The 25,914-nt window shown below is 68.9% G+C and carries 27 protein-coding genes; 15 read left to right on the top strand and 12 right to left on the bottom strand.

All coding sequences use genetic code 11. From position 1 onward, the window contains the following. Positions 1-3: 3 nt before the first annotated feature. Positions 4-1,599 carry a S8 family peptidase gene (locus ACH4TV_RS27440; RefSeq protein ID WP_398402991.1) on the bottom strand — a complete coding sequence of 532 codons (1,596 nt, stop codon included), beginning with the start codon at positions 1,597-1,599 and terminating at the stop codon, positions 4-6. Between the two features lie 234 nt (positions 1,600-1,833). Then, the gene (locus ACH4TV_RS27435) at positions 1,834-2,238 is read right to left on the bottom strand and encodes a hypothetical protein (protein WP_398402590.1); all 405 of its coding nucleotides are present in this window, start codon (positions 2,236-2,238) and stop codon (positions 1,834-1,836) included. A 133-nt stretch (positions 2,239-2,371) separates the two neighbouring features. Between ACH4TV_RS27435 and ACH4TV_RS27430 the strand changes: the two genes are divergently transcribed. After that, positions 2,372-3,298, top strand: coding sequence for an NAD(P)-dependent oxidoreductase (locus ACH4TV_RS27430; protein ID WP_398402588.1), 927 nt, complete (start codon positions 2,372-2,374; stop codon positions 3,296-3,298). 208 nt (positions 3,299-3,506) lie between these two features. Here ACH4TV_RS27430 and ACH4TV_RS27425 read toward each other — a convergent pair whose 3' ends face one another. From ACH4TV_RS27425 to ACH4TV_RS27410, 4 genes are all read right to left on the bottom strand, one after another. Beyond that, positions 3,507-4,178, bottom strand: a complete 672-nt coding sequence (locus tag ACH4TV_RS27425; RefSeq protein ID WP_398402586.1) for a nucleotidyl transferase AbiEii/AbiGii toxin family protein — start codon at positions 4,176-4,178, stop codon at positions 3,507-3,509. Beyond that, the gene (locus ACH4TV_RS27420) at positions 4,175-4,543 is read right to left on the bottom strand and encodes a hypothetical protein (protein ID WP_398402584.1); all 369 of its coding nucleotides are present in this window, start codon (positions 4,541-4,543) and stop codon (positions 4,175-4,177) included. The genes ACH4TV_RS27425 and ACH4TV_RS27420 overlap by 4 nt, the downstream gene beginning before the upstream one ends. A gap of 116 nt (positions 4,544-4,659) precedes the next feature. After that, a complete protein-coding gene (locus ACH4TV_RS27415; RefSeq protein WP_398402582.1) occupies positions 4,660-5,253 on the bottom strand; it encodes a short chain dehydrogenase in 594 nt (197 codons plus the stop codon). A gap of 31 nt (positions 5,254-5,284) precedes the next feature. Further along, positions 5,285-5,728 carry a nuclear transport factor 2 family protein gene (locus ACH4TV_RS27410; protein WP_398402580.1) on the bottom strand — a complete coding sequence of 148 codons (444 nt, stop codon included), beginning with the start codon at positions 5,726-5,728 and terminating at the stop codon, positions 5,285-5,287. 105 nt (positions 5,729-5,833) lie between these two features. Between ACH4TV_RS27410 and ACH4TV_RS27405 the strand changes: the two genes are divergently transcribed. Next, positions 5,834-6,730 carry a LysR family transcriptional regulator gene (locus tag ACH4TV_RS27405; protein WP_398402578.1) on the top strand — a complete coding sequence of 299 codons (897 nt, stop codon included), beginning with the start codon at positions 5,834-5,836 and terminating at the stop codon, positions 6,728-6,730. Between the two features lie 77 nt (positions 6,731-6,807). On the opposite strand, the gene ACH4TV_RS27400 is transcribed toward ACH4TV_RS27405, so the two are convergent. Beyond that, entirely contained in the window at positions 6,808-7,683 is an 876-nt protein-coding gene (locus ACH4TV_RS27400; protein WP_398402576.1) for a LysR family transcriptional regulator, read from the bottom strand. A gap of 91 nt (positions 7,684-7,774) precedes the next feature. Here ACH4TV_RS27400 and ACH4TV_RS27395 point away from each other — a divergent pair, with 91 nt between their 5' ends. From ACH4TV_RS27395 to ACH4TV_RS27355, 9 genes are all read left to right on the top strand, one after another. Beyond that, complete coding sequence (locus tag ACH4TV_RS27395) at positions 7,775-8,155, top strand: YybH family protein (RefSeq protein WP_398402574.1); 381 nt, start codon at positions 7,775-7,777, stop codon at positions 8,153-8,155. A gap of 108 nt (positions 8,156-8,263) precedes the next feature. After that, positions 8,264-10,072, top strand: a complete 1,809-nt coding sequence (locus tag ACH4TV_RS27390) for an ABC-F family ATP-binding cassette domain-containing protein (protein ID WP_398402572.1) — start codon at positions 8,264-8,266, stop codon at positions 10,070-10,072. A 220-nt stretch (positions 10,073-10,292) separates the two neighbouring features. Next, a complete protein-coding gene (locus ACH4TV_RS27385) occupies positions 10,293-12,170 on the top strand; it encodes a PQQ-binding-like beta-propeller repeat protein (protein WP_398402570.1) in 1,878 nt (625 codons plus the stop codon). A gap of 73 nt (positions 12,171-12,243) precedes the next feature. Further along, positions 12,244-13,902, top strand: a complete 1,659-nt coding sequence (locus tag ACH4TV_RS27380) for a PQQ-binding-like beta-propeller repeat protein (RefSeq protein WP_398402568.1) — start codon at positions 12,244-12,246, stop codon at positions 13,900-13,902. A 223-nt stretch (positions 13,903-14,125) separates the two neighbouring features. Continuing rightward, on the top strand, positions 14,126-14,845 hold the full coding sequence (locus ACH4TV_RS27375) for a LuxR C-terminal-related transcriptional regulator (RefSeq protein WP_398402566.1): 720 nt from the start codon (positions 14,126-14,128) through the stop codon (positions 14,843-14,845). A gap of 161 nt (positions 14,846-15,006) precedes the next feature. After that, positions 15,007-16,068: a galactose-1-phosphate uridylyltransferase gene (gene galT / locus ACH4TV_RS27370; protein WP_398402564.1), complete on the top strand. Its 1,062-nt coding sequence runs from the start codon at positions 15,007-15,009 to the stop codon at positions 16,066-16,068. Next, positions 16,065-17,027: a UDP-glucose 4-epimerase GalE gene (gene galE, locus ACH4TV_RS27365; RefSeq protein ID WP_398402562.1), complete on the top strand. Its 963-nt coding sequence runs from the start codon at positions 16,065-16,067 to the stop codon at positions 17,025-17,027. The genes galT and galE overlap by 4 nt, the downstream gene beginning before the upstream one ends. Positions 17,028-17,074: 47 nt before the next feature. Further along, positions 17,075-18,238, top strand: a complete 1,164-nt coding sequence (galK, locus tag ACH4TV_RS27360) for a galactokinase (RefSeq protein WP_398402989.1) — start codon at positions 17,075-17,077, stop codon at positions 18,236-18,238. Positions 18,239-18,461: 223 nt separating this feature from the next. Further along, positions 18,462-19,331 carry an alpha/beta hydrolase family protein gene (locus tag ACH4TV_RS27355; protein ID WP_398402560.1) on the top strand — a complete coding sequence of 290 codons (870 nt, stop codon included), beginning with the start codon at positions 18,462-18,464 and terminating at the stop codon, positions 19,329-19,331. 246 nt (positions 19,332-19,577) lie between these two features. Here the strand turns inward: ACH4TV_RS27355 and ACH4TV_RS27350 are convergent, their stop codons facing one another. From ACH4TV_RS27350 to ACH4TV_RS27335, 4 genes are all read right to left on the bottom strand, one after another. Further along, the gene (locus ACH4TV_RS27350) at positions 19,578-20,651 is read right to left on the bottom strand and encodes a hypothetical protein (RefSeq protein WP_398402987.1); all 1,074 of its coding nucleotides are present in this window, start codon (positions 20,649-20,651) and stop codon (positions 19,578-19,580) included. Further along, a complete protein-coding gene (locus ACH4TV_RS27345; RefSeq protein ID WP_398402558.1) occupies positions 20,648-21,289 on the bottom strand; it encodes a hypothetical protein in 642 nt (213 codons plus the stop codon). Before ACH4TV_RS27345 ends, ACH4TV_RS27350 begins: the two co-directional genes overlap by 4 nt. A gap of 227 nt (positions 21,290-21,516) precedes the next feature. Further along, positions 21,517-21,738 (bottom strand): DUF397 domain-containing protein, encoded by a 222-nt coding sequence (locus ACH4TV_RS27340; RefSeq protein WP_398402556.1) that lies wholly within the window; start codon positions 21,736-21,738, stop codon positions 21,517-21,519. Then, the gene (locus ACH4TV_RS27335) at positions 21,735-22,607 is read right to left on the bottom strand and encodes a helix-turn-helix domain-containing protein (RefSeq protein WP_398402554.1); all 873 of its coding nucleotides are present in this window, start codon (positions 22,605-22,607) and stop codon (positions 21,735-21,737) included. The genes ACH4TV_RS27340 and ACH4TV_RS27335 overlap by 4 nt, the downstream gene beginning before the upstream one ends. Before the next feature lie 208 nt (positions 22,608-22,815). Between ACH4TV_RS27335 and ACH4TV_RS27330 the strand changes: the two genes are divergently transcribed. Genes ACH4TV_RS27330 through ACH4TV_RS27320 form a run of 3 tightly spaced genes read left to right on the top strand, consistent with a single transcriptional unit; the run spans position 22,816 to position 24,259 of the window. Continuing rightward, entirely contained in the window at positions 22,816-23,565 is a 750-nt protein-coding gene (locus ACH4TV_RS27330; protein WP_398402552.1) for an ATP-binding protein, read from the top strand. Then, a complete protein-coding gene (locus ACH4TV_RS27325) occupies positions 23,562-24,002 on the top strand; it encodes a DUF6247 family protein (protein ID WP_398402550.1) in 441 nt (146 codons plus the stop codon). Before ACH4TV_RS27330 ends, ACH4TV_RS27325 begins: the two co-directional genes overlap by 4 nt. Then, on the top strand, positions 23,999-24,259 hold the full coding sequence (locus ACH4TV_RS27320; RefSeq protein WP_398402548.1) for a hypothetical protein: 261 nt from the start codon (positions 23,999-24,001) through the stop codon (positions 24,257-24,259). The genes ACH4TV_RS27325 and ACH4TV_RS27320 overlap by 4 nt, the downstream gene beginning before the upstream one ends. A gap of 18 nt (positions 24,260-24,277) precedes the next feature. On the opposite strand, the gene ACH4TV_RS27315 is transcribed toward ACH4TV_RS27320, so the two are convergent. Continuing rightward, complete coding sequence (locus ACH4TV_RS27315; protein ID WP_398402546.1) at positions 24,278-25,183, bottom strand: sulfotransferase family protein; 906 nt, start codon at positions 25,181-25,183, stop codon at positions 24,278-24,280. A gap of 170 nt (positions 25,184-25,353) precedes the next feature. Between ACH4TV_RS27315 and ACH4TV_RS27310 the strand changes: the two genes are divergently transcribed. Next, positions 25,354-25,914 (top strand): Uma2 family endonuclease, encoded by a 561-nt coding sequence (locus ACH4TV_RS27310; RefSeq protein WP_398402544.1) that lies wholly within the window; start codon positions 25,354-25,356, stop codon positions 25,912-25,914.

Genomic DNA, 25,914 nt, shown 5'->3' with positions numbered 1-25,914 from the left:
GGGTCAGAAGGTGAGCTTCCAGCTGTTGATGTAGCCGGTGTCGGCGCTGTAGACGTCCTGGACCTTGAGCTGCCAGGTGCCGTTGACGGTGGTCTCGCTCGACGCGTTGACGGTGTAGGTGGCGTCGACGTTGTCGGCGGAGTCCGAGGAACTGCTGCTCTTCAGACGGTAGGTGGAGCCGTCCGGGGCGACCAGGTCGACGACGAGGTCACCGCGGTAGGTGTGCACGATGTTGACGTACACGGACAGGTCGCTGGGCGCGCTGCCGGTGATGCCGCTGACGGTGATCGGCGAGTAGACGGCCGAACCGGCGTCGGGGACGGACACGTCGGTGGCCGACTCGAAGACGGTGCCGGTGTCGCCGCCGCCGTCGTCGTCACCGTCTCCGCTGGGCGTGACCTGGAGGAGCAGGTTGGGGCTGCCGGTGCCGACGCTGGTGAGGGTGGACGCGGAGGCCGCCGAGGTCAGCGCCGTGGCGACCTGGGCGGGGGTGGCGCCGGGGTTCTCGCCCAGGTAGACGGCGGCCGCGCCGGCGACGTGCGGCGAGGCCATCGACGTACCGGAGAGCGAGGCGGTGGCGGTGTTCGACGTGTTGTACGTCGAGGTGATGCTGGAGCCCGGCGCGAAGATGTCCAGTATGGAACCGTAGTTGGAGAACGAGGATCGCGCGTCGGCACTCGTACTGGCGCCCACGGTGATCGCGGAGGCCACGCGGGCCGGGGAGTTGGCGGACGCGTTCACGTTGTCGTTGCCGGCGGCGACGGCGTAAGTGACGCCCGCGGCAATGGAGTTGGCGACGGCCTCGTCGAGTACGGAGTCGGCGTCACCGCCCAGCGACATGTTGGCGACGGCCGGGCTGACGTGGTTCTCGGTCACCCAGTCGATACCGGCGACGACCCCGTCGGTGGTCCCGGACCCCGAGTCGTCGAGCACGCGCACGGCGACGATGTTCGCGGCCTTGGCGACACCGTACGTGGCACCGGCGACGGTCCCGGCGACGTGCGTGCCGTGCCCGTTGCCGTCGCCCGCGCTGGTGTCGCCGTCGATGGCGTCGTAGCCGTAGGAGGCACGTCCGCCGAAGTCGGTGTGCGTGATCCGTACGCCGGTGTCGATGACGTAGGCGGTCACGCCACTTCCGGCGCTCGACGGATAGGTGTAGGCGGAGTCGAGCGGCAGGTCCGCCTGGTCGATGCGGTCGAGTCCCCAAGTGGGGCCGGTCTGCGTGTCGTTGATGTGCAGGGTCTTGTTCTGCACGACCTTCGCGACGGCCGGGTCCGCGGCGAGCCGCTTGGCTTCGGCCTCGGTCATCTCGGTCGCGTACCCGTTGAGGGCCGTCTTGTAGGTCCGCTCGACCTCGGCGCCGTACCGGGTGGCGAGCGCCTTGCCCTTGCTGGAGGCGGCCCGGAAACCGGCGCTGTCCTTGAGGGTGACGATGTAACTGTCCTTGATGGCGCCTTCGGCATCGGCGCCCTGAATAACCCCGACGGCCGGGGTGGCCGCGGAAGCGGGCGAGATGGCGGCGCCACCGACGGCGAGCACGGAGGCGACGGCGGCGAGAGCGGCGAGGCGGCCGCGTCTGCGGGATCTGGTGGCGGACATGCCGGTCGTGGGCATGCCTGTGGGGGAGTGCGTAACGGACATGGGGTGGTTCCCCTTTTGTTCGATGTGCACGAGGTGTACGGGGACATGTGGGGCGTGAGGGGGGTGGCGTCTCCGTGGGCACACCGTGGCGGAATTGAAAGGGGCACGTCAATGAGGGGAATCCCTACGTCCGGGTAGCAGGCAAGTGGGGGTGGGGAAAGGTGAGTTGGGTGGCCGGGGAGGGGGAGGCGCTCAGAGCGCGTCGAATGCCGCCTCGAACGCGTCCGCCGTGGGTACCAGGAAAATCGCCTTCTGCTGGAGGTCCGCGGGAAGGTGGCGGCGGTTGTCCTCGTCAAAGATCAGCGCGCATCCGTCCTGGGGCAGGATCGAGGCCCCGAGGGCCGCCGCCAGCCGGGCGAGCACACCGCTCATCGCGCCACGGGCGAAGTGCGTCACCGTCACGCACGACAGCCCATCCTCACCACCGGACGCGTGGTAGAGGTCCGCCCTGCCCCCGTCCTCCGCCCGGAGTTGAGAGAAGCCCTCCTCCGGACCGCCGTCCACCACGTACAGCTCCGTCATCTGCCGGAGCCGTTCGGCGTCCAGGGTGACGACCTCGCCGTCCACGAACCGGAGCATGAAGATGCTGTAACTCACGGGCACACTCTGACATCACCGCGACGCGCCGGACAGGCCCTGCCGACGCCCGGTCGTCCACTCACTTCGAGGTAACCACCCACTAAAAAGTGGGTACTTGATCATGAGGAGAGCTGAGAGAAGCCTGGTGGACATGCAAACCCACACCACGCCCCACGCCACGTTCGGTACCACGTCCGGCACCCCCTCGAAGCCCCCCGTCACACTCCTCGGCCTCGGTGACATGGGCACCGCGCTGGCTCGTTCCTGGCTCGCCGCGGGGCATCCGCTGACCGTCTGGAACCGCACCCCGGCCAAGGCCGGACCGCTGGTCGACGAGGGTGCCCGGAAGACGGCCACCGCAGCCGGGGCACTGGAGTCGGCGGCAGGCCCCGTCATCCTGTGCCTCCTGGACGACGCCTCCGTCGGCGAGACCCTGGAGGCTGCCGACCTGCACGGCAAGGACCTGATCAACCTGACCACCAGCACTCCCGACCAGGCCCGCCGCCGAGCCCGCTGGGCACAGGAGCGCGGGGCCCGTTTCCTGGACGGCGGGATCATGGCCGTTCCGCCGATGATCGGCCGCCCGGAGACCGGCGGCTACGTCCTCTACAGCGGCGACCACGCGCTGTTCGAACGGCACCGCGAGACCCTGGAGGTGCCCGCCGGTGCGAGGTTCGTGGGCGCGGACCCCGGGCACGCGGCGCTGCACGACGTCGCCCTGCTCAGCGCGATGACCGGCATGTTCGCGGGTCTCACCCACGCGTTCGCCCTGGTGGCCCCGGAGAAGGACCTCGACCGGGCAGGGCTCGCCACCCTGCTCACGGAATGGCTCGGCGCCATGGCGGGCGCTGCCCACGGCATGGCCGCCCAGTTGGAGAGCGGCGACTACACGGAGGGGGTCACCTCCAACCTCGCGATGATGACCGCGGCCAACGCGGCGCTCCTGGCCACGGCGCAGGAACAGCACGTCGATCCGCGGTTGCTCGCTCCGTACATGGAGCTGATGAGCCGGCGCGTTGCCCAGGGGTACGGGGACGAGGGGTCGGCGGGGTTGGTGGGCCTGCTCGGCGGCGAGTGAGGGGGCGCACTTCGGGGACGGGGTGGGTAGGGACGGGACCGGACGGGGCGTCAGGTGCGGTTTGGTGAGGCAAGGCCGACGACTACAACACCGAGGCGTACGACCTCGGCCGGAACGCCGAAGGCTGAGCCACACGGACTCCGGCTGCGGAAGTCGCCAAGGGCGAGAGTCCCCCTCGGTGGTCCGGCACGGACAGAACGGCTCGTCCTCAGTCGTCGTGGTCGTCTGCCACCACGGTCAGCCGCTGATCGAGGTCGCTCACCCACCGCTGGGCCCAGATCCTGAGTTCTTCCGTCTCCTCCGGGGTGAGGCCGTAGGCGGCGAATTCGTCGTCATCGAACCACTCCGCACCGCCGAGACGCTCACGGAGGTCCTGGAGCCGGAACTCGCCGCGACCATGCCGCTCGCCGAGCCGTTCGAGATCGTGAAGGGCGTGACTGTCGGCGGCAGCATGGACGTCGATGAGGTCTCTGACGGCACCACGATCGGCCAAGGCGCGGACCTTGGTCCCGACGACGTCGTCGAAGGCGAGGACCGGGCCGTGTTCGGTCGACTCGGGCGGCGCCCAGAAGTTCTCCTTGAGGACGTCCACTTCGCAGTCCTCGCACGTATCGGGGCTGGTCACCAGCAGACGAGCGGAGAGCGGGTCGACGCTGATGACGGTGACCTGCCAGCCTCGGTGTGAGAGACCCTGCCTCAGGTCCTCGGCAATGGCTGCCATGGGAGCCGGGTTCTCGGTCGCGACGTCGATGTCCTGGCTGAGCCGGTCGACGAGCCCGTGCGCCTGGACGGCGTACCCGCCCGTGATGACCAGTGGATAAGCAGTGCCGATGGAAATGACATCGGCGAGGAGCCGGCGGTGGAGGGCGCTGAGGTTCACGCTGTGGTGGATTCCGTTCGGCGCACGAGTTCGGGGAACGTGTCCTCCCACACGGCGCGGATGTGCCGGCTGATGAGGGTGCGCAGAACCGGCCACTGCTCGATCAGCAGATCGTGGTGGAGGAAGGCCACCAGATCGTCCCGCTGTCCTTCGGCCAGGACAGTGCGGTACAGGCTCATGCGCTGCCGGCGCCGGTCCAGGTCGTAGCTGCGCAGGCCTGACCAGGCGATATGGAGGGGCAACGGAACCTGGCCGTGTGCCGGACCGGTGAGGTCCTCGATGGAATCAGGGAGCCGGTCCGCGTAGCGCGCTCGCAGTACGTCGGCCGTGGAGGGCGAGGAACTGGAGAAGGACTGCGGTGCCATACCGGCGATTATTCCTCCTCGCCCGCGCATGCGGCTACACGATGCCGATGTCCGGCCGGTGGGGGAGGGGCGGGGGCGCGGATCCGCCGCGGCCCCACGTGCTGACACTCGGACTGTCAGCGGGGCGAAGGAACCATGGCCTGCCCCTGCATCTCGCCTGTGACCACCTCGACGTAGGTGTGGGCGACGTCGCTCAGCGGTGTGCCTCCCGCGGTGTCCATACCGAGTTTTTCGAGCGTCTCCTTCACCCATCCCGGGCTGACGACGTTCACCCTGAGCCCGCGGGGCATCTCGATGGCCGCGGCCTGGACGAATGCCTCCAGGCCGGCGTTGACAAGAGCGCCGAAGGAACTGCCTGGCGTGGGCTCCTGAAAGGTGCCGCTGGTGAGTGTGATGGAGCCGCCGTCCCGTATGTGGTTCAGAGCCCGGCGTAGCAACATGACCTGCCCCAGCAGCTTGCCTTTCAGGCCGAGAGTGAACTCGTCGTCGGAGGGGGCGGTGAGCGGCGTCAACTGACCGCTCGCAGCGCAGCAGATGACCGCGTCCACTGTGCCGACGGTGTCAAAAAGGGCGTCGATGGAAGCCGGTATCTCCAGGTCGACCCCTGGGCTGCCGTTGCGTGAAGCCCGTATCACCTCGTGCTCGGTCTCCAGCGCGTCCGCGACCGCACAGCCGATGGTGCCGGTCGCTCCGATCACCACGATCTTCATGCTGTTCCTTCTGTTCCTTCTGTTCCTTCTGTCATCGGGCGAGGCGGGCCGGAAGGGGTGCGAGCGGGAAGTTGGCCCAGACGTAGTTGTCCATCTGGTGCTGGTCGCCGCTGAGGTTGACCACCCGATCGACCTTGCCGTCGTTGTCGAAGTGCCATACCAGTGCCCACGTCGTGTCCACCTGGCCCACGCCCTGGGTTGTCCAGCCGCGGTGGATGTCGACGACGTACTCGCCGTTGCTGCCAAGGAACACTGGGTCGGCCTGGAAGCCCGCCTTGCCGAGCTGGTCGAAGAAGCTGACCACTTCGTCGAGTCCGTGCTTGGTGCCCGACAGCGGGTGGTGGCCCGGGATTTTCCATTCGATGTTCGGAGCCAGGACCGCGCTCATCCCTTTGGCGTCGTTGGCCGCGTAGGCGGAGAAGAAGTGGTGGACGGCCTCCACCTTGAGGTCGGACAAGGCTTCACGCGTCGTCATCTGATTGCTCCCCGATGGGTTCGGTACCGGGCTGTCCCGGTCGCGTGATCAACGCTCTCGCCGCCTGCTGCAGTCGTCCAATACCTGCTTCCATAACCTGGCGGCATGGATATCGACACCCGTCTGCTGCGGTACTTCGCCGCAGTGGTCGAGGAAGGCAACCTCACACGGGCCGCTGAACGGCTCTACATCTCGCAGCCCGCTCTGACGAAACAGATCCGGCAGCTGGAAACGCAGCTCGGGGTGGGCCTGTTCGTGCGTTCCCGTGCCGGGATGGCCCCCACCGAGGCCGGTGAGGCTCTGGCTGCCCACGCCGGCGCCGTGCTCGCTGCCTGGGAGCGTGCGCTGCGCGGCACCCGGGGCGCCACGACCCGGGCCGCACACACACTGCGGGTCGGCTTCGTGGCCAGCGCCGCCAACGAGCGCACCCAGCTGATCATCGCCGACTTCGCCCGGCGCCGACCCGGCTGGCGGGTCCAGATGCGGCAGACCGAATGGACCGACCCAACCGCCGGACTGGCCACCGGCGAGGTCGACGTGGCGCTGCTGCGCCTGCCGGTGCCCGCGCAGAGCGACTTCGACGTCGAAGTGCTGCTGACCGAGCCACGCTGGATTGCCCTGCCGACGAAGCATCGCCTCGTGGGGCAGGACCGGATCCGGTTCCAGGATCTGTACGACGAACCATTCGTGGCGACCCCCGCCGAGTCGGGGGAGTGGCGCGACTACTGGCTCGCCGCCGATGAGCGCGAGGGCCACCCGGTGCGTATCGGCGCGGTCGCGCACAACCCCGATGAATGGCTCAACGCGATCGCCCACGGCCAAGGCATCAGCCTCACCCCCGAAGCGACCGCCCGCTTCTACCAACGCCCGGACGTCGTCTACCGGCCCGTGACGGGCGTCAGCCCCAGCCAGATCGGTGTCGCCCGGCCCCGCACCCAACTGGTCGACGACACCGTCGATGCCTTCGTCCTCAGCTGCCGTGCCGTATGCAGCGACCAGTGAGGGCCGCTCGCAGGCACCGGCCTGATGAAGCAGTTGCGTAGCCGGTGTCGGCGGTCTGATGCTGAGCAGAGCCGGACTCAGCCGAACGCCCGTCGGCTGTGTACAAGCAACTCGCGCACCGACGGGTTGTGCGTGCTCCTCCAGATCAGGGCGAGCAGCGCCGGTGTTTCGAGGTCGTCGATGGGGCGGGCGGTGAGCCGGTCGCCGTAGGCCGCTGCCATCGAGTCGCTGAGGACGGCGACGCCGAGCCCGCGGGCCGCGAGGCCGGCGATGGCGTCCGCGGCGCCGGCCTGCAGGGTGATCGCCGGGTGGAGGTCCTGCGCGGCGCAGGCGCGGTCGAACACCGTACGGAGGCCCGTGCCGGGCGGCATGCAGACGATCGGGTGGGTGACGAGGTCGCGCAGAGTGACCCGGCGCTGTTTCGTCAGGGGGTGGTCGGCCGGGACCGCGGCGACGAGCCGCTCGCTGACGACGGTCAGCGCCTCCAGCCCGTCGGGGGCGGCCGTCGCGGTCCCGACGAGAGCCAGGTCGATGGTGCCGGTGCGTACCCCCTCGATCATCCGGTCGGAGTTGTCCTCCAGCAGGGAGATCTCCACACCGGGATGTGCCCGGTGGAACGCGGCCAGGGCGTCGAACAGCGGCGTGATCGTGCAGCCGACGACCATCCCGACCGTGAGCCGCCCCCGGATCAGCCCGGTCACCTCACCCACCGCCTGACCGACCGCCCCGGCCGCGGCGAGTGCGGCGCGGGCCGGTGCGAGCGCGGCCTTCCCGGCGACGGTGAGGGTGGCGGTGCGCGCCGACCGGTCGAACAGCTCGGCGCCGAGTTCACGTTCCAGCTGGCGGATCTGGGCGCTGACGCCGGACTGGCTGATGTGCACCCGCTCGGCCGCCCTGGTGAAGTTCCGCTCCTCGGCGACCGCGACGAAGTACTCCAGCTGCCTCAGTTCCATGACTGCAGATTCTAGCTTCCATCAATTCCATCTGTTGGACTTCTGATCGGCAGGGGACCACGCTGGAAGCACCGAAACGAGAGAGGAACCCATGTCGGAGTACCAGAAGCAGGAGTACGAGAAAGCCCTGCGCCCCGAGGACATCACCCGCCTCTTCGTAGAGCGCTCCAACGCCGGTGACGCCGCCGGAGTCGCCGCGCTCTACGAAGAGGACGCCGTGCTGGCCTACCCGCCCGGTGAGCTGACCGTGGGCCGGGAGGAGATCCGCGGGCTGTGGGAAAGGGTGCTGGCCAGCCGTCCCCGCTTCGCACCGGAACAACCGCTGCCGACGCTGGTCAGCGGTGACATCGCTCTCACCTCGACCCCGCCGAAGGACGGTGCCGGCGCCCGGGCGCAGGTCGTCCGGCGGCAGCCCGACGGCAGCTGGCTGCGTCTGCTCGACCAGCCCGAGTTCGTCCCGCCCGCCCGCTGAACCCCGCCGCGAGGAAACGGTTCGTCCCACCAGAGAAACCGCCCGCCAGGTACACCCACCCGGCCCACTACCCTGGAAGGTCGATCCACCCCCTCTTTCAGGAGCGAAATGGCCGTCAACCTCGTCAATGTCGAGAACGTCAGCAAGGTGTACGGGACCCGTGCCCTGCTCGACGGGATCTCGCTCGGGGTGTCCGAGGGGGACCGGATCGGGGTCGTGGGTCGCAATGGCGACGGCAAGACCACCCTCATCCGGATGCTCGCCAAGCTGGAGGAGGCCGACACCGGACGCGTCACCCACTCCGGCGGCCTGCGTCTCGGTGTGCTCACCCAGCACGACTCCCTCGACCCCACCGCCACCGTCCGCCACGAGGTCATCCGGGACATGGCGGACCACGAGTGGGCCGGAAACGCCAAGATCAGGGACGTACTCACCGGACTCTTCGGCGGACTCGACCTCCCCGGCTTCCCGCAGGGCCTCGACACCGTCATCGGACCCCTCTCCGGTGGTGAGCGGCGTCGCATCGCGCTCGCCAAACTCCTCATCGACGAACCCGACCTGATCGTTCTCGACGAGCCCACCAACCACCTCGACGTCGAGGGCATCTCCTGGCTCGCCCGGCATCTGCGCGAGCGCCGCTCCGCGCTCGTCTGCGTGACCCACGACCGCTGGTTCCTGGACCAGGTCTGCACGCGGATGTGGGACGTGCAGAAGGGGGACGTCTTCGAGTACGAGGGTGGCTACTCCGACTACGTCTTCGCCCGCGCCGAGCGTGAGCGCATCGCCGCCACCGAGGAAGTGAAGCGGCAGAACCTTGTCCGCAAGGAGCTGGCCTGGCTGCGGCGCGGCGCCCCCGCCCGTACGTCGAAGCCGCGCTTCCGCGTCGAGGCCGCCAACGAGCTGATCGCCGACGTACCGCCGCCCCGGGACAGCAGCGAGCTGATGAAGTTCGCGTCCTCGCGGCTCGGCAAGACCGTGTTCGACCTCAAGGACGTGACCGTGCAGGCCGGGCCCAAGGTGCTCCTCAAGCACCTCACCTGGCAGCTCGGCCCCGGCGACCGGGTCGGCCTCGTCGGGGTCAACGGCGCCGGCAAGACCTCCCTCCTGCGTGCCATGGCCGAGGCCGCCGTCAGTGACGGGGAGAAGCAGCCCGCCGCCGGGCGGGTCGCCGTCGGGAAGACGGTCAAGCTCGCCTATCTCTCCCAGGAGGTCACCGAACTCAACCCGAACCTGCGGGTGTTGGAGGCCGTCCAGCAGATCCGCGACCGCGTCGACCTCGGCAAGGGGCGCGAACTGACCGCCGGACAGCTGTGCGAGACGTTCGGCTTCGGGAAAGAGAAGCAGTGGACCCCCGTCGGGGATCTCAGTGGTGGTGAGCGGCGGCGGCTGCAGATCCTGCGTCTGCTCATGGACGAGCCCAACGTCCTCTTCCTCGACGAGCCCACCAACGACCTCGACATCGAGACCCTCACCCAGCTCGAAGACCTGCTGGACGGCTGGCCCGGCTCCATGGTCGTCATCTCCCACGACCGGTTCTTCGTCGAGCGGACCACCGACCGCGTGTTCGCCCTCCTCGGCGACGCCGCCCTCCGCATGCTGCCGCGCGGCATCGACGAGTACCTGGAGCGCCGCCGGCGGATGGAGGAAGCCGCGGCAGCCGCGGTGCCCGTCCCGGTCGCGGTGAAGGGCGGCCCGGAGAAGAGCGCGGCCGACACGCGTGCCGCGAAGAAGGAACTCCAGAAGATCGAGCGGCAGTTGGACAAGGTCGCCGAGCGCGAGAGCAAGCTGCACGCCCAGATCGCCGACAACGCCACCGACTTCGAGAAGGTCGCCAAACTCGACGCCGACCTGCGCGCCCTCTCCGGCGAGCGCGACGACCTCGAACTGCGCTGGCTGGAACTCGCGGACGAGGCGTGAAACTCGCATACATGGCGTGAAGAGTGAGTGAACGCGCATAACGAGGGCATCACGGGCCCGTTCGGCCTTGGGAACAGCGGTGGTTACAGGCCGATACGGTCCGGTGCGAGGTGGCCACGGAGTGGTAGAAAGGGCCGTCTGAGTACTCCCTGAGTAAGAATCCGTACCTTTTGCGTACCTCAGGGCGTGGCTAAAAATCAGCTGAAGGGGGAACGCGCTGATGACCCAGCCGCCCAGCCAACCGCCCCAGGGTGGCTTCGGCCCACCGCCGGAGACACCGCAAGGAGTGCCGCAGGGACCGCCGCAGGGGGTGCAGCCAGGGACGCCCTACGGGGCTCCGCCGCCCCCGCAGGGACCGCCCGCGCAGGGACAGCCCCCGCAGGGCCCGCCGCCCCTGCCACCGGCCCCGCCCGGGCCCGCGCCCCAGCCGGGGTACGGATATCCGCAGCAACCGGGCCCCTACGCCCAGCCGTCGGGCCCGTACGCCGGCCAACCGGGCCCGTACGGCGCCCCGTCGGGCCCCTACGCCCAACAGCAGCTGCAGCCGCAGCCGCCGGCGTACGGGTCCGGGCCCGGGTACGGATACCCGGGGCAGTCGCCGCAGTTCCCCGGCGCCCCCGTACCTCCGACGCCCCCGCCCGGCGGCGGTTCGCGCAGTCCCTTCAAGGGGCGGCCCGCGCTGGTGCTCGGGGCGGCCGTCGCCGCGCTGCTCGTCATCGGGGGCACGGTGTTCGCCGTGACCAGTGGTGGCGACGACGAGGACAAGAAGCCCGTGGCCGGTGGCGGCCAGACCGACGACAAGCCCTCCGCCTCCACGCCCGTCAACCCCGGTGACGGCAGCGGCGACAGCGGCGGCGGTGTCGCCGGCGCCGATCCGGACGACCTCAACGAGGGGCGCCAGACCGGGGATTCGAAGGTCCTCTGGTACAAGGACGCCCCGGACGCGCCGGCTTCCGGCGCCGAGGCCGCCGGCATGTGGATCACCGACAAGGTGGCCGTGAAGGCGGCGTACAAGCAGGTGTTCGCGTTCAATGTCGGGGACGGGAACCCGGCGTGGGGGCCGATCGCCTTCCCGCAGAAGATCTGTGCCGTCACCGCGCAGAAGTCGGCCGACGACAAGATCGTGGTCGCCTACATGGACGGCGCCAGTGACCGGGCCAAGTGCAACCAGCTCCAGGTGCTCGACGTGGACACGGGGGCGAAGGGCTGGAGCGCCGAGGTCCCGGACGGGGCGCTGTTCGACAGCGCGCTCAGCATCGAGCTGACGATCACCGGGACGACGCTGATGGTCGGGCGCTCGCAGTCCGGCACGGCGTACGACCTGAACAGCGGGACCAAGCTGTTCGACAAGGTGAAGTACGGGGCCGCCTGCTTCCCCGCCGGCTTCGCGGGCGGCGCCCGGCTGATCGTCGTGTCGTCCTGCGGGGCCTCCACCTCCACCGAGCACGACGAGGTGCAGGAGCTGGACCCGAAGACCGGCAAGGCCAAGTGGACCCGGGCGATCCCCAAGGGCTGGGCGGTCGGGCGTACGTACTCCGTCGACCCCGTCGTCCTCTACCTCACCAACGAGGACAAGAAGTCGTGGAACATCTCCACGCTCACGGCCGGCGGCGCCTTCCGCTCCGAGGTCGCCGTCGACGAGTCCTTCGCACCCGTGTGCGGCTGGGCGATCCTCGAACGCGACCTCCAGGGCTGCCAGGGCGTCGCGTCCGACGCCGACACCCTCTACCTGCCGACGGAGGCGACGACCGGCGCCAACGAGATCGTCGCGATCAACCTGGCCACCGGCAAGGAGAAGTGGCGCGTCAAGTCCCCGGCGGACGATTCGATGCTGCCGATGAAGGTCGAGGGCACGCAGCTCATCGCCTATGTCGAGCCGTCGTACGACGCCGGCGGCCAGGTCGTGTCGATCCCCGTCACCGGTTCCACCCACACCCCGGTGAAGCTGCTCCAGAACCCGGCGTCCGCCGCCGACGTCGAGAACGGCTTCTACTCGAAGGCGTACGACTGGGTCGACGGCCGTTTCTTCCTCTCCACGACCCGGCTGAGCGGCCGGGACGAAGCGAGGGAGAAGCTGATGCTCGCCTACGGCAAGTAAGAGGCCCCGCCCCCTTCCCTGTTCCGCTCCCTCCCCGCTCCCCTCTTCTCCCCGTTCCCGAGGTACCCACGTCATGACCCAGCCGCCGCCCCCGCCCCCGCCGAACCAGCCCCCGCAGCCCCCCGGCTACGGCTACCCCCAGGGCACCCCGAACCCGTACGGCCAGCAGCAGCCCCCGTACGGCCAGCAGCCCCCGCCCGGATACGGCTATCCGCAGCAGCCGCAGCCCGTCTACCAGCCCCAGCCCCCTCAACCCCCCGCCCCCAAGGGGAAGGCGAACGCGCAGGCGGTCATCATCGTGTCGGCCGTCGTGGCGATCGCCCTGATCATCGGCGGCGGCGTCTGGTACTCCTCCTCCAAGGGCGGCCAGGCCGAGGCGAAGACGGACGGTAAGAGCAGCACGGCCGGCACCACCGAGGGAACCGGGGCAACCGGCGGAACCAGCGGTGGCGGCGGTGGCGGCGGCTCGGAGAAGGCGCCCGAGAACACCGCCTCCAAGGTCCTCTTCCAGGTCCCCGAGCCGGCCATCGGCGCCGACGAGAACAGCGCGACGGTCGTCGGCTCCTGGCTCACCGACACGGTGTACGCCAAGAGCGGCCACGCCGAGATCGTCGGGTACGACCCGGTGAAGGGCACCAAGCTCTGGACGGTCCCGCTGCCCGGCCCGGTGTGCGCGGCGAGCCGCCACACCACCGACACCCACCAGACGGCGATCGTGTACGAGCCCGCCATGCCGACCAAGGACAAGCCCTCGCACGGGTGCAGCCAGATCGCGGCGATCGACCTCGACGCGGGCAAGAAGCTGTGGACGCGGACGGTCAAGTCCGGCGACCAGGTGATCAACCTCGACAACGTGACGATCAGCGCGACCACGGTCGCCGTCGGCAGCACCAGTGGCGGCGCCGCCTTCGACATCACCGGCAAGTCCCTGTGGGCCCCGAAGCCGACCGACACCTGCTACGACGCCGGCTACGGCGGCGGCGAGAAGCTGGTCGCGGTGCGCAAGTGCGGTACGTACGGCGCCCGGCAGCTCAGCATCCAGACCATCGACCCCGTCTCCGGGAAGGTGCTCTCCGAGTACAAGATGGCCAAGGGCATCGAGGACGCCAGCATCGTGACGACCAACCCGCTGGTCGCCGCCGCCGACGTCAACCGATCCGCGGGCGACGGCAGCGGAATCTCGGACTTCTTCTCCATCGACAACAAGACCGGACAGCTGCGTACGAAGATCTCGGCGCCCGGCGACAAGTACGCCGCCGAGTGCGAGGGCATCACCCGGATCGAGTACTGCACCAAGCTGGCCGTCGGCAACGACAAGCTGTACCTCCCGACCGAGGACCACGACGGCTCCGGCGAGGAGTACCGCCAGACCAACGAGATCGTCGCCTTCTCCCTCGCCACCGGCAAGCAGGACGGCCAGCGGGCGGACGCGGGCAACGGCTGGACGATCTCCCCGCTGCGCATGGACGGCGGCAACGTGATCGCGTACAAGCGCCCGCCCTACGACAAGGGCGGCCAGGTCGTCAGCATCGACGGCGGCACCTTCGCGCAGACGACACTGATGGAGAACCCGGCGACGAAGGCGGTGCGCGCGGTCGAGGCCAGCATGCAGCCCGAGTACGCCGAGATCATCTACGGCGACGGCCGCCTCTACATGTCCCAGGTCTACGCCCGCAAGCCCTCCACCACGGGGGAGACGAGGTACCTGGCGATCGCGTACGGCACGAACTGAAGCCCCTGTTCAGGGGTGGGGGCGTGCGCGTACTACATCATCACCCTCGAATGAGAGGATTTTCGGCGATCCGGGGCACTTCTCTCCAGTAGGGGAAGCGCAACGTCGAACAAGCGTGTAGCTTCCGGGGGCATGGGAAGCGGGGGAGCCGGGGGGCTCCTGTCCGTGGGGACCAATGGGCATCCAGAAGGGACAACCATTGGGGGGACTGGGGGGTGGCTCGATGGGAGTGCGGCTCATGGTGGTCGACGACCACCGACTGCTCGCCGAGGCGCTCGCCTCGGCGTTGAAGCTGCGCGGACACCGCGTGCTCGCCGCGGCGGCACCCGCCGCGGGCGCGGCGGAGCTGGTGATCACACGCGCGCCCGAGGTGTGCCTGCTGGGCACGGCGACACCGGCCGAGCCGGGCATGTTCGACCCGGTGGTGCGGATCAAGCGCGAGCGTCCGCAGGTGGCGGTCGTGGTGCTGGGCCCGGTGCCCAGCCCGCGCGGAATCGCCGCCGCCTTCGCCGCGGGCGCTTCCGGGTACGTACGTCACGACGAGCGCATAGAGGGCGTCGAGCGCGCCATCATGAAGGCCAGGGCGGGCGAGGCGGCGGTCTCTCCGCAGCTGCTCCAGGGCGCGTTCAGTGAACTTCTCAACCCCGTCGCCCAGCCCGACGACGAGGGCCAGCGCCTGCTCCAGATGCTCACGCCGAGAGAGGTCGAGGTCCTGGTCCGGGTCGCCGACGGCGAGGACACCCGGCTGATCGCGGCCGGCATGGGCATCGCGCCCAGCACGGCCCGTACCCATGTGCAGCGGGTACTGATGAAGCTGGGCGTGGGCTCCCGGCTGGAGGCGGCGGCACTGGCGGCCCGTACGGGCCTGCTGGACAGGGCGGGACCGATCCAGCAGCACCAGCAGCACCAGCCGCACTCACCACCCCTCGAATCGGACTTCTGAACTTCAGACCTCACCTCCAGACTGCGGAGCCGGAGTTCCCGTGAACTCCGGCTCCGCTGACGTGTCACGTCTCGCTCTGGGATACCCATGGTTGTGGATTTATGATTTGATGTGTTCGGTTCTGTTTGAAGCTAGGTTTTGGTACGGATGGAGAGTCCGGCGTGAAGAAGACCTCGACGAGGCTCGCCGACGGTCGTGAGCTCATCTACTACGACCTCCGCGACGACACAGTGCGCGACGCGGTGGACCGGCGCCCCCTGGAGCGCACGGTCACCACGTCGGAGGTCCGACGGGACCCGCTCCTCGGCGACGAGGTGGCCATCGCCTCGCACCGCCAGGGCCGCATCTACCACCCCCCGGCCAACGAGTGCCCCCTGTGCCCGTCCGAGGGCGACCGCCTGAGCGAGATTCCTGACACCTCGTACGACGTGGCCGTCTTCGAGAATCGTTTCCCCTCCCTGGCCGGCGACTCCGGACGCTGCGAGGTGGTCTGCTTCACCTCCGACCACAACTCGTCCTTCGCCGACCTCACCGAGGAGCAGGCGCGACTGGTCCTGGAGGCGTGGACCGACCGGACGTCGGAGCTGTCGCACCTCCCCTCCGTCGAGCAGGTGTTCTGCTTCGAGAACCGCGGCGCCGAGATCGGCGTCACCCTCGGCCATCCGCACGGCCAGATCTACGCGTACCCCTTCACCACCCCCCGTACGGCCCTGATGCTCCGCTCGGTGGCCGCGCACAAGGAGGCGACGGGCGGCGAGAACCTCTTCGACGCGATCCTGGAGAAGGAACTGGCGGGCGAACGGCTCGTGCTGGCGACCGACCACTGGGTCGCCTTCGTGCCGTACGCCGCCCACTGGCCGTACGAGGTGCACCTGTACCCCCGCCGCCGCGTGCCGGACCTCCTCGCCCTCGACGAGGAGGCACGCACAGAGTTCCCCCAGGTCTACCTGGAACTCTTGAGGCGCTTCGACCGGATCTTCGGTGAGGGCGAGCCGGCGACGCCGTACATCTCGGCCTGGCACCAGGCGCCGTTCGGCACGCTGGAGGAGTTCGAGAGCGTCAACCGCGACGACTTCGCGCTCCACCTGGAGCTTTTCACCATTCGACGTACTTCCGGCAAGCTGAAGTTCCTCGCGGGCTCCGAGTCGGGGATGAGCGTGTTCATCAACGACATCCAGCCGGAGTCCGCGGCCCAGCGACTGCGAGAGGTAGCGAGTTCATGAGCGGTAAGTACCTGGTCACCGGCGGTGCGGGCTATGTCGGCGGGGTGGTCGCCCAGCACCTGCTGGAGGCCGGCCACGAGGTCGTCGTCCTCGACAACCTCTCGACCGGCTTCCGGGAGGGCGTCCCGGCAGGTGCCACGTTCGTGGAGGGCGACATCAAGGACGCCGCCAAGTGGCTGGACTCCTCCTTCGACGGTGTCCTGCACTTCGCCGCCTCCTCCCAGGTGGGCGAGTCGGTGGTCAAGCCGGAGAAGTACTGGGACAACAACGTCGGCGGCTCGATGGCGCTGCTCACGGCGATGCGCGAGGCGGGCGTCCGCAAGCTGGTCTTCTCGTCCACGGCGGCGACGTACGGCGAGCCGGAGGAGACCCCGATCGTCGAAACGGCCCGCACGTCCCCGACGAACCCCTACGGCGCCTCGAAGCTGGCCGTCGACCACATGATCACCAGCGAGGCGACAGCCCACGGCCTCGCCGCGGTGTCCCTCCGCTACTTCAACGTCGCGGGCGCGTACGCCACCCAGGGCGAGCGCCACGACCCGGAGTCCCACCTGATCCCGTTGGTGCTGCAGGTGGCCCAGGGCAAGCGGGACGCGATCTCGGTCTACGGCGAGGACTACCCGACCCCGGACGGCACCTGCGTACGGGACTACATCCACGTCGCGGACCTGGCGGACGCCCACCTGCTGGCCCTCACGGCCGCCCAGCCGGGGGAACACCTGATCTGCAACCTGGGCAACGGCGAGGGCTTCTCCGTCCGCGAGGTCGTGGAGACGGTGCGCCAGGTCACCGGGCACCCGATCCCGGAGGTCGTGGCCCCGCGCAGGGGCGGCGACCCGGCGGTCCTGGTCGCGTCGGCCGACCGCGCCCGGACCCGCCTCGGCTGGAACCCGACCCGGTCGGACCTGGCGGGAATTGTCGCGGACGCGTGGGAATTCGCGCAGCGCAACGCCAAGTAGCAAGTGGAACGTACGAAGAAAGGCCAGAGGTAGAGGGCATGACGGGCATGACGACTGCGGATGTCGCCGAGGTTTTCGAGGGGCTGTACGGGTCGGCACCGGAGGGAGTGTGGGCGGCGCCGGGCCGGGTCAACCTGATCGGCGAGCACACCGACTACAACGACGGCTTCGTCATGCCCTTCGCCCTCCCGCACACGGCACTGGCAGCGGTCTCCCGCCGCACGGACGGCGTCCTGCGCCTGCACTCGTCGGACATCGAGGGCGGGGTGGTCGAGCTGCGGGTAGGGGAGTTGACGCCGGAGTCGGACCGAAGCTGGACGGCGTACCCGTCGGGCGTGGTCTGGGCACTGCTGGACGCGGGCCACACTGCCGTGTCGGCCGGCGCGGACATCCACCTGACCTCGACGGTACCGACGGGCGCGGGCCTGTCGTCGTCGGCGGCACTGGAGGTCGTGGTCGCCCTGGCCCTGAACGACCTGTACGAACTCGGCCTGCCCGCCTGGCAGTTGGCCCGCCTGTGCCAGCGCGCGGAGAACGTGTACGTGGGCGCCCCGACCGGCATCATGGACCAGACGGCCTCGGCATGCTGCACCGACGGCCACGCCCTCTTCCTCGACACCCGCGACCTCTCCCAGGACCAGATCCCCTTCGACCTCGCGGCCGAGGGCATGCGCCTGCTCGTGGTGGACACCCAGGTCAAGCACTCCCACAGCGAGGGCGAGTACGGCAAGCGCCGGGTGGGCTGCGAGCGGGGCGCCGAACTGCTGGGCGTGGACGCCCTGCGGGATGTGGCGTACGAGGCCCTGGACGCGGCGCTGGAGCGCCTGGGCGAGGAGGAAGAGGTACGCCGCCTGGTACGCCACGTCGTGACGGAGGACCACCGCGTCGAGCGCGTCGTCGGCCTCCTGAAGTCGGGCGGCGACACGAGGGCGATCGGCCCGATCCTGACCGAGGGCCACGCCTCCCTGCGCGACGACTTCAGGGTGTCGTGTCCGGAGCTGGACCTCGTCGTCGAGGCCGCGGTCGACTCCGGCGCCCTGGGCGCCCGCATGACGGGCGGCGGCTTCGGCGGCTCAGCGATCGTGCTGGTCGAGGCGGGAGACACGGAGCGCATCACCAAGGCGGTGGAATCGGCCTTCGACGCGGCCGGGTACGTCGCGCCTCGGGTGTTTGCGGCGGTGCCTTCGGCGGGGGCTCGGCGGGTTCGGTGAGGGTGGGCCGGTAGAGCGTGTCGGCTGGGGCGGGGCGGGGCCTGGGGGCTGTCCCCGGCCAATGCAGTTGCTTTTGAGCTGCGGAAGTCGTTGCCCCGCGTGTGACGGGGTGGGGCACTGTGCAGCCAGGCCGCTGGGCCCACAACCCGACCGCGAAGCCGAAGAGCACCCGCCGGGCTGGAAGACCAGCACTCAGGACAGGCGACCTCCCTACGATGTCGCCATGATGATCTCTGGACAGGGACAGCCGCTGATACGTGTCCTGCACGACGAGTCCCGACGTGACCTGCGGGATCCGACTCGTCCGCGCCCTGTCCGTCTTTACCTGTGGGAGCCGAGCCGCCCACAGGGAGCACCCGCTCCGCTTGTCGTCGTCTCTCACGGCACCGGAGGTTCGGGCAGCAACATGGAGTGGCTGGTACGACCGCTGCACGAGGCGGGTTTCCGGGTTGTTGCCCTTGATCATCACGGCAACAACTACGTCGACGGCTACGAGCCGGAGGGCTTTCTCCACATATGGGAACGGCCCCGGGACGTCTCCTTCGCGCTCGAAGCACTCGCCCAGGAACAGCCCCTTGGTCCGGTCGGTGTGGCGGGTTTCTCCCTCGGCGGTTACACGGCGGCGGCGCTTGCCGGGGCCCGTGTCGATCCGCAGATCCTGTGGGCTGTACTGACGGGAACGATCCCTCTGCCGGAGATCCCCGAGTTCCCCGGCGCGCTGGATGCGCTGCGGAAGAAGTATCCACTGGACGGGTCGTCACGACGTGTGCTGGATGCCGCCGCAGCAGACCTCTCGGATCCCCGCGTGCGGGCGGTCTTCCAGGTAGCCCCCGGAGTGGGCAGTCTCGTGACTCCGGAAAGCCTGGCAACCGTGCGGGTGCCTGTGGGCATCCGCTGGGGTGGAGCAGACACGGTCAACCCGTACGACGTCGACACCAAGCCGTATCTGGAGCACATTCCCACAGCGAGTGGCGGCTCGGCCGGCCCCAATGTCCGCCACGACGACTTCTTCGCCCCGGAACCTGCCGACCCGACTGTCCGCGTTCGGGTCGGCAGGGAGGCAGCCGCCTTCTTCCAACAGCACCTTGGCTGATACCTCGGCGGACACGGCGTCGGCGTGGAGCATGGGGCTACCAGCGTTGAGCAACGGACACTGGCGCTAAAGGCAACTGCATTGGCTGTCCCCGGCCCCCGGCCCCCGGCCCCCGGCCCCCGGCCCCCGGCCCCCGGCCCCCGGCCCCCGGCCCCCGGCCCCCGGCCCCCGGCCCCTGCCAAGGAAAATGCTGACGTGTAGGAAGTCGTCAGTTCGTCCTCGTGACCGTCGCCCGGGCTGCCGTGCTTACCTGTTGACCGACTGGATCTCCTGGACGTTGATGTCCTGGGTCGTCTCGAACGTGCCGTTCGGGAGGTCGCCCCTTGAGCCGTCGCTGCCCTGCCAGGTGACCTCCCACGTGATGCTGGTCTTCAGCTGGTAGGGGGTGCCGCCGGTGGCCCGGAGGTAGGCGAAGCCGCACGGCGGAGTCTCGGCGGCCTTGCCCGCCGCGTACGGCGTGCCGATCGAGTTGTCGGCGTTGATCCGGCAGTCACCGGAAGCGGGGAAGGTGACGGCGTCGTCCGTGCCCGGGGCCAGGTGGAGGGCGACGGGCCTGGCTGTCGTCTCGGCCCACAGGCCGGTGTTGGGCAGTTCGGCGCGGACCTTGATCTCCTGGAAGGTGCCCTTGTCCAGCCAGACCCAGGCCGGAAGGTTCACGGTGGACGTGCCTTCCGGCTTCATCTCGATCTCGGTACTGGGGACTTCGACCTTGTCGTAGGCGTACTCGGCGAGGATCCTCGGGGTGGGGGCGTTGGCGATCTCGGGGATCTCGCCCGCGTTCTGCCAGAACATGACGCGGTCGCAGGCCCAGGATTCCGGGTCGGCGGTGTCGGGTGCGACGCCGCGCCAGAAGTAGCCGTCCTTGCCGAGGTTGTAGTTGTCGTAACCCTCGGCGGTCGAGAAGGAGTCGTCGTTCAAGTTGAGGGCGCCCTGGCGGTCCCGGTAGTGGTCCGTCCACAGCTTCACCCCGCCCCAGGACGCGTGCGGGCTGACGTATCCCAGGGCGGGGGGCGTCTCGGAGAACTCCTTGAGCTGCTCCGGCGTGAACACGGGCTCGTACCAGCAGGGCGGGGGCTTCCAGTTCACGTCCGTCGACGAGATGCCGCCGCGCTTGCCGCCGGTGGGGCCGCTGACTTGGGTGACCTTGATGTTGCTGTGGGAGGCAGAGGCGTACAACTGTTTGCCCTGCGCGCCGCCAGTTGCTTCGCCTTCGTGCCCGGGGGAACCGAGTGCTGTCGCGGGGGACGACAGCAGAGCGGTTCCGAACGCCAGGGAGATCAGTGCAACGGTGCGAACCTTGGAAGCGGTAACCACGGTCAGCAAGCCCCCGGCTTGGTCTCGACCGTCATGGTCTTCCAGACGCCGTTCGATTCCTTGCCCAGGCTCGTCCGGTACTGAACCTTGGGGGATTCACCCTTGGGGGTTCCGGCCGTCTCCCCCGTCTTGAGGTCCTTGCTGTAGCCCTTGCTCTCGTCGACGCAGTAGACGAGGGTGGCACGCTTCTTCGCGTCGCCGAGGTAAGCGACCTGAGGGTCGCTGACCGTGACCTCGCCGATGATCGTCAAGCCCTGGTAGCCCTTGACCCAGGTGGAGCCGGTACTCATCGCGGAGGTTCCGCTGTAGAAGGCCAGCGCACTCGACTCGGGGGCGCTGGCGATAATCGCCGCGTACGAGGCCCTGAGTCGCTCCTTGCCGTCGTTGAGTGCGATCTGCAGTTCGGGATCGCTGTTCGTCCAGCCCTCGAATTGCGCCTGAAAGCTGCTGGGCAGCGTGATGTCCGGTCGCTTCGCGCTCGACGCGGCGGACGCTGAGACAGACGCCGACGGACTGCTCGACCCTGTGTCCGCCCCCTTGATGTCGTCCGAGGACGAGTCGTCACTGCCTCCGCCGCAGGCGGTCAGCAGCAGGGCTGCGGATGTGGTCAGCGCGGCCGTCGCAAGTCGGGCGGGGCGATTCACTCTGGGCTCCTGGTGAGGTGGGGGGAGTTGCTCACGTGAACCAACGCTATCTATGAGGTGATCCAGACTCCAACGAGGGTTCTGCGAAGGCAGGGGCTTTACGAAAAAAGGCCGTGGGGCCGCATTTGCCGTCGCGTGCATGTCCATGGAGAACCGAGCTGCCTGTCAGCTCAGTTCGGCAGCCGGGACGACAACTCCAGTACCGGTACGGGAAAGATCCCTCACGGTCACGAGGAGGCCGGGCGAGCCTTCACCTCATTGACGAACATGGTGAACGTACTGGGGCTGATGGCGAGCGTGCCGCGCCCGGGTGCCTTCGAGTCGCGTATCCCGACCCAGGACTGTGCGTGGGTCACCTCGACGCACTCGTTGCCCTCGCCGCCGCTGTAGCTGCTCTTGATCCATGTCGCAGCCGCCGTATCCACGGCGGGAGTTGCTATGTCAGTCATGTGGACAGCTCCTGGCGTGCTCCGGAGATCAGCCGCGACGAGGCCGTACTGTCGGCAGCCTGCGAACGAAGGTAGTCGAAGGTCAACTTATAGGCACCCACGTCCTCCGCGTCATCGAGATACAGTCCCCGGCGTCGCATCTCGATGTACACGACAGCCATGGAATTGAGGGGTTCCCGCTCGTCGTCCCGGCCGAGGATCACGAAGTGTCCGGCTCCCGCGGCGTGAGCGCCGGCGCTGAACGGCAGGATCTGAACGTCGATGTTGGGGCTCTTCGACACCGCGTGAAGATGCTCAAGCTGGCGGGCCATGATTCCGTCGTCCCCGACCGTTCTGCGCAGGACCGCCTCGTCGAGGATCGCCCACAGGTGCAGTTCCGGGTCCCGCCGCAGGATGTCCTGGCGCTTGATGCGTGCGGCCACCATCCGCTCGATCTCTTCGTTCGAACTGCGCACCTCGCGCGCCTGATGGATGGCGAGGGCGTACTCCTTCGTCTGAAGCAGGCCGGGAATCACGGTGTTCGCGTACACGTGCTCGTACGCCGCCTCGTGCTCGAAGGAGACCAGCGGATCCAGCCAATCCGGCACCGCGCTGTTCCCCACCCACCAGCCGTCGGTCTGTGACTTGGCGATGTCGACCAGGACGTCCCGTTCCTGATCGGTGGCGTCACAGGCGTCGGCCAGTGCCTTGACCGTGGCCCATCGGATGCGTGCCCGGTCCTGCCATGTCTCGTAGCGGCTCACGGTCGTGGTGCTCACCCCTGCCCGACCTGCCACCTGAGTCTGCGTGAGCCCGCATCGCTCCCGGAGCGCGACCAGGCCGCGCGCGATCTGCATGCGCCCGGCCGGACCCGTCTGCGTGGCGGTCATGTCCAACTGCCCTTCTCTCGGAGGAGTCGGCCGTTTTGACCGGGGTCCTCGACCAACCCGGCCGACCTTATTGACTGGTTCAGGGTCTCGGACGTCCATCCGAAGTCTGTCACCCACACCAGTGAACTCCCGTGATGTTCATTTCCTTCACGGGAATCCCATGGAAGGCTTCCCGTATCGAAGCTCCGAGTGTCTGAGAGGTGGCGTAATGGACTGCGCTGGAACGAACCGAGTACGACTCCTGCCGTCCACCGGCACCGACGGCCGAGCCTCGCTCCTCCTCACGGACGGCAACGGCCCCGTCTCCCGCATCGCCGACCGGATCGAGGCCGCCCAACTCGGCCTCGCGAACCGCCTCCTCGGCCGGACCCGGGAGATGATCGCCGTGCCCGGGGCGGCGAAGGGTGCCGAACTCGGCGTAATGGCCGAGCAATTGGCCGACGCACTCCGCGACGCGCTGCTCATCGCCGAGTGCCGTGGCGCTCGTCCGGATGCGGCCGAGGGCGGGTACGGCACGATGAATCTCGGCCCGGGTGACCCCCGTACCCTCTGCCTGATTTCCCTCCCCGGTGACGACCTTGCCTCCGGACCGGCCGCCCGGCGCCAGGTACGAGTCGTTGCCGCCGCGTGGGGCCTGCCACCGGAGTCCCTGGACGACGTGGAGTCGATCACCGGCGAGCTGGTAGCGAACGCGCTGGAGCACAGCGACAGCCGTACGATCATGGTCGCGTGCGCCCTCACCACCGACACACTGACGGTCAGCGTGACCGACGAGGGCAACGGATGTGCGCCCACAGTCCCCCTGGCTGTCGGGCAACAGGTGTCGCAGCAGGAAAGCGGGCGCGGGCTGCTGATCACCGACGCGTTGGCCGACCGGTGGGGAACGCGGAGGTCGGCCAGAGGGCTGGAGGTCTGGGCCGAGGTCGCAGCGCGTACGGCTGGGGGAGTCCCGGCATGAAGGCCGCCGCCCTCACCTCCGTACTCCCGCCACTCCACCCCCGCTCCCGGTACCGTACGAAGACCGCACCACCCGCACCGGAGGTCTCCGTGAGCGCTCAGACCGACGGTCCGTACGGACCGCTGATCCCTATGCCCGAGCTGACGCCCGACGCGCTGCGGGCAGCGGTCGCGCGGATCGCGCCGAGTCGGGTGCCCGCGCTCACCCAGCACCTCTTCGAGGCCACGACCAACGCGCAGCAGACCCAGAGTCTCGCTCCCCTGCGGACCTTCGTGCACTCGTGGGCCGTGTTCGTCGCCATCGAGCGGCACCCTCAGCAGGCGGCCCGGCTGCGTGAACTGGAGCGGATCGTGGACGGTGGCGAGGAGGACCCGGCCGACGCGATCACCGAGATCCGACTGATCCGCGAGGCGGCCGAGGCAGAGGCAGGTCTGTGAGCGACTGGACCTGGGACTACAACCCGAGCGAGGAGTACATCACCGGCGGACTGCCTCCCGGTGCCGTCGCCGAGATCGAGCGGCTCGCGACGGAACTCGCCGCTCTCGGGCCGGACTCCGTGCGGGTCGGCCGCCCTGTGGACAGGGAAGGCGGCCTGCGGGAGTTCGATCTCCTCGGCGGCAGAGGCTTCATCAGCTTTCTCGCCGTACCCCGCCATGAGTGCGTCTACGTGTGCAACGTGACCTGGTACGGCTGAGCCCCGGTCGTCGTCGGCCTACAAGTACCCCCAAGCCCGACACATCCCCCGCAACACCTCAGGTATCTCCTCGACCGTCGGCGCAGGCCGATCCGGCTGTACCCTCCCCGACCGGATCTTGTCGTTCCAGTCGCCGAAGCCGCCGCCCAGGACCGCGCCCTCCAGGCTGGTGCCGTAGTCCAGCATGCCGGGCTGCCAGTCCAGGTCGAGGAAGTCGCAGAGGGTGCGGAGTTCGGTGGCCGGGTCGGCGGTGAGGTTCTCGTACGTGAGGATGTGGCCGCCGAGTTTCGCGTGGGCCTCCTCCATCGCCTCCATGTACTGGAGGACCCGGGACGCCGCCTCCTCGCGGGTGCGGTCGGGGACCGCCTCGTGCCAGGAGCGGGACACCGCGGCCGGGTGGCGGCGCAGGAAGACGAAGCGGGCGTCGGGCCAGGTCTCGGCGATGCGCTGCCACTGGAACGTGTTGCCCGGCGTCTTCTCCACGATGAACGGCTTGCCCGACTTGACCAGTTCCCGGTGCAGGGCGCGGTCCCAGAGCAGGCCCTCCAGATCCTCGTAGCCGAGGCCGAGCGCCTCGAAGGAGCGCTCCGTGGGGCTGCCGGACTTGAAGTAGACCTCCAGGCCGGTCAGATGCAGCTCGTGCGAGGCGTGCAGTTGGGAGTGGGCGCCCAGCATCATGCGGAGCAGCGTCGAGCCCGAACGCACGGGGGCCAGCACGAAGACCGGGCGGTCCAGGAGGCGGTCCACCTCCGGGTCCACGGCGTGCCGGGGCACGGCCGGAAGGCGCGCCGGACGCGGCGCGCGCGGCTTCGGTACGGCGTCCAGGGTGCCTGCCGTGGCGGCGTTCTTGGGCGCGGGTACCCGGCGGACCTGGTAGCCGGTCGTCTCGGCGAGCTTGGAGTTCAGCTTCCGCAGGATGCTCATGGGGCGGGACGATAGGACTCTTACCTGAGACTTACCTTGGTGTTGCCTGAGGCCGGGGTAAGGCCGCCGGTGGGCGCCAACAGGTGGTTCCCGATCATCACGTCACCCTTTGTGATGACGATGCCGGATTCCGGCCGTTACCGTGAGAGCGCAGGCCGAGTATCTCGTCCATGGAGCAATCGCCTACCTACACCGTGGACGACCTGTTCGCGCTGCCCGGCCTCGGTACGCGCACCGAACTCATCGACGGCAGCCTGGTCCTCCCGAGTCCGCAGACCCAGTTTCACAGCGTCATGACCGACCTCCTGGTCGTCGGCCTGCGTCGCACGGTTCCGCGAGATCTCAAGGTCGAACGTCAGATGACGGTCGTCCTCGACGATCACAACGCACCTCAGCCCGACCTCTCCGTGGTCCGTGCCGAGGCCGTCACCGGCTTCGATCAGGACCGTTTCGTAGCCAAGGACCTCGTACTCGCCGTAGAAGTCGTCTCCCCCGACTCCGAAGCCCGAGACCGTGACGCCAAGCCCCGTAAGTACGCCGCCGCCGGCATCCCGTACTTCTGGCTCGTGGAGATGTCCGACCCGAACCAGCACCCGGTCGTCCGTGCCTACGAGATCGACCCGGTGAACAAGACGTACGCCCTCACCGGCATCCACCACGACCATCTCAAGCTCACCGCGCCGTACGACATCGACGTCGACATCACACGGGACACGCTCAACGAACTCTGA

The organism is Streptomyces sp. NPDC020898 (assembly GCF_044333925.1).
Taxonomy (GTDB): Bacteria; Actinomycetota; Actinomycetes; order Streptomycetales; family Streptomycetaceae; genus Streptomyces.
The sequence above is the reverse complement of the archived record's forward strand: the minus strand, read 5'-3'. Positions and strand labels throughout refer to the sequence as shown.

Bases quoted from the DNA above. Each gene is read 5' to 3' on its own strand.
- ACH4TV_RS27420 (WP_398402584.1), bottom strand. From the start codon at position 4,543: ATGGCACCGCAGTCCTTCTCCAGTTCCTCGCCCTCCACGGCCGACGTA.
- ACH4TV_RS27400 (WP_398402576.1), bottom strand. From the start codon at position 7,683: ATGGAACTGAGGCAGCTGGAGTACTTCGTCGCGGTCGCCGAGGAGCGG.
- galE (WP_398402562.1), top strand. From the start codon at position 16,065: ATGAGCGGTAAGTACCTGGTCACCGGCGGTGCGGGCTATGTCGGCGGG.
- ACH4TV_RS27415 (WP_398402582.1), bottom strand. From the start codon at position 5,253: ATGAAGATCGTGGTGATCGGAGCGACCGGCACCATCGGCTGTGCGGTC.
- ACH4TV_RS27440 (WP_398402991.1), bottom strand. From the start codon at position 1,599: ATGTCCGCCACCAGATCCCGCAGACGCGGCCGCCTCGCCGCTCTCGCC.
- ACH4TV_RS27410 (WP_398402580.1), bottom strand. From the start codon at position 5,728: ATGACGACGCGTGAAGCCTTGTCCGACCTCAAGGTGGAGGCCGTCCAC.
- ACH4TV_RS27385 (WP_398402570.1), top strand. From the start codon at position 10,293: ATGACCCAGCCGCCCAGCCAACCGCCCCAGGGTGGCTTCGGCCCACCG.
- ACH4TV_RS27380 (WP_398402568.1), top strand. From the start codon at position 12,244: ATGACCCAGCCGCCGCCCCCGCCCCCGCCGAACCAGCCCCCGCAGCCC.
- ACH4TV_RS27375 (WP_398402566.1), top strand. From the start codon at position 14,126: ATGGGAGTGCGGCTCATGGTGGTCGACGACCACCGACTGCTCGCCGAG.
- ACH4TV_RS27340 (WP_398402556.1), bottom strand. From the start codon at position 21,738: ATGACTGACATAGCAACTCCCGCCGTGGATACGGCGGCTGCGACATGG.
- ACH4TV_RS27390 (WP_398402572.1), top strand. From the start codon at position 8,264: ATGGCCGTCAACCTCGTCAATGTCGAGAACGTCAGCAAGGTGTACGGG.
- ACH4TV_RS27325 (WP_398402550.1), top strand. From the start codon at position 23,562: ATGAAGGCCGCCGCCCTCACCTCCGTACTCCCGCCACTCCACCCCCGC.
- ACH4TV_RS27430 (WP_398402588.1), top strand. From the start codon at position 2,372: ATGCAAACCCACACCACGCCCCACGCCACGTTCGGTACCACGTCCGGC.
- ACH4TV_RS27330 (WP_398402552.1), top strand. From the start codon at position 22,816: ATGGACTGCGCTGGAACGAACCGAGTACGACTCCTGCCGTCCACCGGC.
- ACH4TV_RS27355 (WP_398402560.1), top strand. From the start codon at position 18,462: ATGATGATCTCTGGACAGGGACAGCCGCTGATACGTGTCCTGCACGAC.
- ACH4TV_RS27315 (WP_398402546.1), bottom strand. From the start codon at position 25,183: ATGAGCATCCTGCGGAAGCTGAACTCCAAGCTCGCCGAGACGACCGGC.
- ACH4TV_RS27395 (WP_398402574.1), top strand. From the start codon at position 7,775: ATGTCGGAGTACCAGAAGCAGGAGTACGAGAAAGCCCTGCGCCCCGAG.
- ACH4TV_RS27405 (WP_398402578.1), top strand. From the start codon at position 5,834: ATGGATATCGACACCCGTCTGCTGCGGTACTTCGCCGCAGTGGTCGAG.
- galK (WP_398402989.1), top strand. From the start codon at position 17,075: ATGACGACTGCGGATGTCGCCGAGGTTTTCGAGGGGCTGTACGGGTCG.
- ACH4TV_RS27335 (WP_398402554.1), bottom strand. From the start codon at position 22,607: ATGACCGCCACGCAGACGGGTCCGGCCGGGCGCATGCAGATCGCGCGC.
- ACH4TV_RS27310 (WP_398402544.1), top strand. From the start codon at position 25,354: ATGGAGCAATCGCCTACCTACACCGTGGACGACCTGTTCGCGCTGCCC.